Here is a 5779-nt window from a genome sequence, read left to right as displayed (position 1 = left end):
CGGAGTCGAGGATCGAGGGAGCGGGGACTGGAGCGTTCATGCGGGGAAGATAGGAGGTGGGAGGGGCGGCGTCATCCGCGACGTGTCACCGCTTCAGCGGATCGTGGGCCCAGTTCATCAGGCTCCAGCGCCAGCGGGTGTCGGTGACATCACCGCCCGTCTTGTAGGCAGGAGGCCTCTGCGCCAGGTGGCGGCGGCAGTAGCCGATGACCTTCTTCATGTGGCGGTAGTCGGCGTCGGCCAGGTCGGCGGCCTTCGTTTCGCGGATGGCGAGGATCCGCCGCGCCGACTGGCGGCCCACCGATTCGGTCTCGCCCTTGCGGACCATGCCCACCTTCCGGCTCTCGGGCGTCTCGAGCCAGGCGCGCAGCTCGCCCTGCGTCAGGTTCGTCAGGCGGTCGAACTCGCGGCGGATTTCGCGCTCGTCCTCAGGGCTCAGGTGCATGCGGCGCTTCCGGGATAACGCGGCTTCGGCGGGCCGCTGGATTGGGGCCGAAGGCGCGCCATTTCAACGCGCAAACGTCGCAGACGGCTCACGCACGCGCCGGAAGGGCCCCCGACGCCTTGGCAAGCCCGGACGATGCGCGTATGGACCCCCGCGAAGGGGCCGGTCGGGCGTCGCGCAAGTCGCGTCCGCGCGTCCCGTTCCGTAGCGGCGGAGGCGTGTCCTTGAGCGCAGCCGGCCAAACTGACCGAGGGGACATGAAGTCGAGCTTTCACGGATTGCGGACGCGGGCGGCAGGAGCTCTCGCGGGCGCTGCGGCGGCGTTCTGGGGCGCGGCCGCCATGGCCCAGGACAAGTTCGGTGAGCCGACCGACGGGGCGATCGACCTGCAGCCGGGGGTGACCCCGCTGCGCGAGGACGCCATCTTCTTCCACAACGTGATCCTGATGCCGATCATCACGGTGATCACGCTGTTCGTCCTGGCGCTGCTGGTGTGGGTGGTCATCCGCTACAACAAGAAGGCCAACCCGACCCCCGCGAAGTGGAGCCACAACACCCTGATCGAGGTGGTCTGGACGCTCGCGCCGGTCCTGATCCTGGTGTTCATCTCCATCTTCTCGTTCAAGCTGCTGTTCGCCTACAACGACATGCCCAAGCCGGACCTGACCATCAAGGCGACCGGCTACCAGTGGTACTGGGGCTACGAGTATCCCGACCAGCAGATCGGCGAGTTCGTCTCCAACATCCTGCCGGAAGACCAGGCCAAGGCCGCGGGCAAGCCGTACCGCCTCGCCGCCACCGAGCCGCTGGTCGTGCCGGTGAACAAGGTGGTGCGCGTGCAGGTGACCGGCGCCGACGTGATCCACGCCTTCGCCGTGCCCTCCTTCGGGATCATCACCGACGCCGTTCCGGGCCGCCTGAACGAGACCTGGTTCAAGGCCGAGCGCCTCGGCACCTACTACGGCAACTGCCGTGAGCTGTGCGGCGTTGACCACGCCTTCATGCCGATCGAGGTGCGCGTGGTCAGCCAGGCCGAGTTCGACGCCTGGGTCGCCAAGAAGGGCGGCTCGGCCGCCGGCGCGGCTCCGGCCGCCCCTGCCGCGGCCGCTCCGGCCGCCGCCGACGCCGCGACCCCGGCCGCGGCGCCCTCGTCCGTGAACCCCGCCGCTCCGCCTCCCGCGACGCCCGAGCCGAAGGCTCCGGTCGCCGCCGCCACGCCCGCGCCCAAGGCGCCGGCTGCGAAATAAGCCTTAGGATCCGCGTAAGATGGCTCAAGCCGCCGCTCACGATCATCACGACGACCACGGGCACACGCCCGGGTTCTTCACCCGCTGGTTCCTGTCCACGAACCACAAGGACATCGGCACGCTGTACATCCTGTTCGCCATCATGGCGGGGATCGTCGGCGGCCTGCTTTCCGGCCTGATCCGCTGGGAACTGGCCGAGCCGGGCATCCAGGTGTTCCGCGACGGGTCGCTGCTCTCGCAGCTCAAGATCGGCGGCCTCAGCCTGATCGAGCCCAGCAAGCACGGCTACAACGTGGTCGTCACCGGCCACGCGCTGATCATGATCTTCTTCATGGTCATGCCCGCGATGATCGGCGGGTTCGGCAACTGGTTCGTGCCGCTGATGATCGGCGCGCCGGACATGGCCTTCCCGCGGATGAACAACATCTCCTTCTGGCTGCTGGTGGCGGCCTGGGTGATGCTGCTGGTGTCGATGTTCGTCGACGGCGGCCCGGGCCACGGCTTCGGCGGCGGCTGGACGCTCTATCCGCCGCTGTCCACCTCGGGCCACACCGGCCCGGCCATGGACTGCGCGATCCTGTCGGTGCACCTGGCCGGCGCGAGCTCGATCCTGGGCGCCATCAACTTCATCACCACGATCTTCAACATGCGCGCGCCGGGCATGACCCTGCACCGGATGCCGCTGTTCGTCTGGTCGATCCTGGTGACCGTGTTCCTGCTGCTGCTCTCGCTGCCCGTGCTGGCCGGCGCGATCACGATGCTGCTCACGGACCGCAACTTCAACACGCACTTCTTCGACGCCGCGGGCGGCGGCGACCCGGTTATGTTCCAGCACCTGTTCTGGTTCTTCGGGCACCCGGAAGTGTACATCCTGATCCTGCCCGGCTTCGGCATGATCTCGCACATCGTCTCGACGTTCAGCCGCAAGCCGGTCTTCGGCTACCTCGCCATGGCCTACGCCATGGTGGCCATCGGCTTCATCGGCTTCGTCGTGTGGGCCCACCACATGTACACCGTCGGCATGGGCATCGAGCTGCGCGCCTACTTCGTGGCGGCGACGATGGTCATCGCGGTGCCGACCGGGGTGAAGGTGTTCTCGTGGATCGCCACGATGTGGGGCGGGTCGATCACCTTCAAGACGCCCATGCTGTGGGCGATCGGCTTCATCTTCCTGTTCACCGTGGGCGGCGTGACGGGCGTGGTGCTGGCCAACGCCGGCATCGACTACAGCCTGCACGACACCTACTACGTGGTGGCCCACTTCCACTACGTGCTGTCGCTCGGCGCCGTGTTCGCGATCTTCGCGGGCTTCTACTACTGGTTCGAGAAGATGTGGGGCGTGAAGTACAACGAGTTCCTCGGCGCCGCGCACTTCTGGATCATGTTCATCGGCGTGAACCTGGTCTTCTTCCCGCAGCACTTCCTGGGCCTCCAGGGTATGCCGCGCCGCTACGTCGACTATCCGGACGGCTTCGCCTACTGGAACATGGTCTCGTCGGTCGGCTACGCGATCACCGCCGTCGGCGTGGGCGTGTTCCTGCTGGTCCTGGTGGAGGCGGCTGTCCGTCGCCGCAAGGCCGAGGCCAACCCTTGGGGCGAAGGCGCGACCACGCTGGAATGGACGCTCTCCTCGCCGCCGCCGTTCCACCAGTTCAACGAGCTGCCGGTGGTGAAGCCCGACGTCCACTAAGGACCGAAGGCCCTACGGGACCACATTCGGGGGCGCGTTCCGGCAGCGGGGCGCGCCCTTCCGACATTCTGAGAGTAAGATCGCATGGCCATGGCTACGGCCCACACCAACCCTCGCGCCATCGCCCGCTGGCAGGACTTCCTTCAGCTGCTGAAGCCGCGCGTGATGTCGCTGGTGATCTTCACCGCGCTCACCGGCCTGGTCTGCGCGCCGGAACGGATCAACCCGATCCTGGCGGCGGTGGCCGTGCTGTGCATCGCGGTGGGCGCCGGCGCCTCGGCCTCGCTCAACATGTGGTACGACGCCGACATCGACGCAAAGATGCGCCGCACGCGCGGCCGGCCGGTGCCGGCGGGCCGGGTGCAGGGCGCCGACGCCCTGGCGCTGGGCGTGGTGCTGTCGCTGTTCTCGGTGATGCTGATGGGCATGGCGTTGAACTGGCTGGCCGCCGGCCTGCTGGCCTTCACCATCGTCTTCTACGCCGTCGTCTACACGATGTGGCTCAAGCGCTGGACGGCGCAGAACATCGTCATCGGCGGACTGGCCGGCGCGCTGCCGCCGGTGATCGGCTGGGCGGCGGCCACCGGCGCGGCGCCGCTGAACGCCTGGCTGCTGTGCGCCATCATCTTCATGTGGACCCCGCCCCACTTCTGGGCGCTGTCGCTGTACACGTCCGAGGACTACGCCAAGGCCGGCGTGCCGATGATGCCGGTGGTGAAGGGCGCGTCCTCCACCCGCCTGCAGATCCTGGTCTACAGCCTGCTGTTGATCCCGGTCTGCGTGGCGCCGGCGTTCACCGGCCTGGGCGGCGCGGGCTACCTGGCGGTGTCGGGGCTGGGCGGCCTGGTGTTCCTGCTGCTGGCCTGGAGGCTGTACCGCAGCCGGGCGGGCGAGGCGGCCGATCCGCGCAACGATGACGGCCTCTATGACGTGCGGGCCGGGGCGCGCGACGCCCGCAACCTGTTCGCCTTCTCGATCCTGTACCTGACCCTGCTGTTCGCGACCTTGCTGGCCGAACACCTGATGGGCGTACGCCCTTTGGAGCTGCTGCGATGAGCGATCCCAACCGCGAGGACGACGCGGCCGCCAAGGCGCGCCGGGGCCGCAACATCGCCATCGCCCTGGGCCTCGTCGCGTTCGTGCTTCTGGTCTATTTGGTCACCGTCGTGAGGATGGGCGCCAGTGTCGCAAGTCGGCCTCTCTGAGATCGAGCGCAGGCGGAACGCGAAGGTCGCGGTCGTCTGCGCCGCCATATTCTTCTTCATGACCGGGGCGGCCTTCGCGGCGGTGCCGATCTACCGCGCCTTCTGCCAGCTCACCGGCTTCGACGGCACGCCGCGGCGGGCCGAGGCGGCGGCGGACCAGGTGCTGGGCAAGACCCTGACGATCCGCTTCGACGCCAACGTCCGCGACCTGCCCTGGACCTTCACCGCCGAGCAGACCTCCCAGGAGGCGAAGATCGGCGAGACCAAGATCGCGTTCTTCAAGGTGAAGAACAATTCCGACAAGCCGATCACCGGCCGGGCGATCTTCAACGTCGTGCCCGAACAGGCCGGCCCGTACTTCCAGAAGCTGCAATGCTTCTGCTTCTCGGACCAGACGATCGCGGCGGGCGCCACGGTGGACATGCCGGTGCTGTACTACGTCGATCCGAAGTACGCCGAGGACATCAACACCAAGGGCAAGCCCGAGGTGACGCTGAGCTACACCTTCTTCCGGAGCACGTCGAAGGAAGCCCAGGCCGCCCCGGTAAAGGATCACAAGGGCGGCTGAGCCCGCGCGCCTGAGAACGCGATTTCCGGGGAACCTGGCTCTCGCCGAGGCGGTTCGGCGGGGATGACCGATCCGACCCAATCCTCCCCGGACGCCCTGACGCGGGTGCGGCATAAACGCCTGCAGCTGGACGGCGCCGGCGTCTTCTACCGCGAGGCCGGACCTGCGGATGCGCCCGTCCTCCTCCTCCCCCACGGCTATCCCTGCTCGTCGTTCGAGTTCCGCAACTACATGCCGGCCCTGGCTGACCGCTGGCGACTCCTCGCCCCGGATTTCCCTGGCTGCGGGCTGAGCGACGACCCGGAGGGGTTCGCCTACGACTTCGACGGATACGCCGCCTTCCTGCAGCGGTTCCTCGACGCCTTGGACGTCCAGCGCTTCGCCATCTACCTGCACGACTTCGGCTCGCAGATCGGGCTGCGGCTGGCGATCCAGGCGCCGGAGCGCGTGGCGGCGCTCATCCTCCAGAATGGCGACATCTACGAGGACGCGCTGGGTCCCAAGTACCAGCCGCTGCTCGAGTTGCTGGCGCTGCCGCAGGAGCGCCAGCGCGCAGAGCTGGCCAAGGCCGTCAGCGAGGAGGAGTTCCGCGCCGAGTTCCTGAACGACGTGCGCCCGGAGCTG

At 68.0% G+C, this 5779-nt stretch carries 7 protein-coding genes; 6 read left to right on the top strand and 1 reads right to left on the bottom strand.

The annotated features are described in order from the left end of the window. Window positions 1-85: 85 nt before the first annotated feature. Window positions 86-445 (bottom strand): DUF3140 domain-containing protein, encoded by a 360-nt coding sequence (locus VGD44_RS16690; protein ID WP_331089126.1) that lies wholly within the window; start codon window positions 443-445, stop codon window positions 86-88. A 257-nt stretch (window positions 446-702) separates the two neighbouring features. Here VGD44_RS16690 and coxB point away from each other — a divergent pair, with 257 nt between their 5' ends. The 6 genes from coxB to VGD44_RS16660 all read left to right on the top strand — a co-directional run. Continuing rightward, the gene (gene coxB / locus VGD44_RS16685; RefSeq protein WP_331089124.1) at window positions 703-1692 is read left to right on the top strand and encodes a cytochrome c oxidase subunit II; all 990 of its coding nucleotides are present in this window, start codon (window positions 703-705) and stop codon (window positions 1690-1692) included. 19 nt (window positions 1693-1711) lie between these two features. Then, complete coding sequence (ctaD, locus tag VGD44_RS16680) at window positions 1712-3382, top strand: cytochrome c oxidase subunit I (protein ID WP_331089122.1); 1671 nt, start codon at window positions 1712-1714, stop codon at window positions 3380-3382. 84 nt (window positions 3383-3466) lie between these two features. Beyond that, window positions 3467-4438 (top strand): heme o synthase, encoded by a 972-nt coding sequence (cyoE, locus tag VGD44_RS16675; RefSeq protein ID WP_331089121.1) that lies wholly within the window; start codon window positions 3467-3469, stop codon window positions 4436-4438. Further along, window positions 4435-4587 (top strand): hypothetical protein, encoded by a 153-nt coding sequence (locus VGD44_RS16670; protein WP_331089119.1) that lies wholly within the window; start codon window positions 4435-4437, stop codon window positions 4585-4587. Before cyoE ends, VGD44_RS16670 begins: the two co-directional genes overlap by 4 nt. Then, window positions 4565-5155: a cytochrome c oxidase assembly protein gene (locus tag VGD44_RS16665; protein ID WP_331089117.1), complete on the top strand. Its 591-nt coding sequence runs from the start codon at window positions 4565-4567 to the stop codon at window positions 5153-5155. Before VGD44_RS16670 ends, VGD44_RS16665 begins: the two co-directional genes overlap by 23 nt. A 63-nt stretch (window positions 5156-5218) precedes the next feature. Further along, window positions 5219-5779, top strand: a 561-nt coding sequence (locus VGD44_RS16660) for an alpha/beta fold hydrolase (protein WP_331089115.1), incomplete at its 3' end; no start/stop codon positions are given.

The sequence above is a fragment of the Phenylobacterium sp. genome, assembly GCF_036402295.1.
Lineage (GTDB): Bacteria > Pseudomonadota > Alphaproteobacteria > Caulobacterales > Caulobacteraceae > Phenylobacterium.
The sequence above is the reverse complement of the archived record's forward strand: the minus strand, read 5'-3'. Positions and strand labels throughout refer to the sequence as shown.

Coding starts and splice junctions, on each gene's coding strand:
- ctaD (WP_331089122.1), top strand. CDS start 1,712: ATGGCTCAAGCCGCCGCTCACGATCATCACGACGACCACGGGCACACG.
- cyoE (WP_331089121.1), top strand. CDS start 3,467: ATGGCCATGGCTACGGCCCACACCAACCCTCGCGCCATCGCCCGCTGG.
- coxB (WP_331089124.1), top strand. CDS start 703: ATGAAGTCGAGCTTTCACGGATTGCGGACGCGGGCGGCAGGAGCTCTC.
- VGD44_RS16690 (WP_331089126.1), bottom strand. CDS start 445: ATGCACCTGAGCCCTGAGGACGAGCGCGAAATCCGCCGCGAGTTCGAC.
- VGD44_RS16670 (WP_331089119.1), top strand. CDS start 4,435: ATGAGCGATCCCAACCGCGAGGACGACGCGGCCGCCAAGGCGCGCCGG.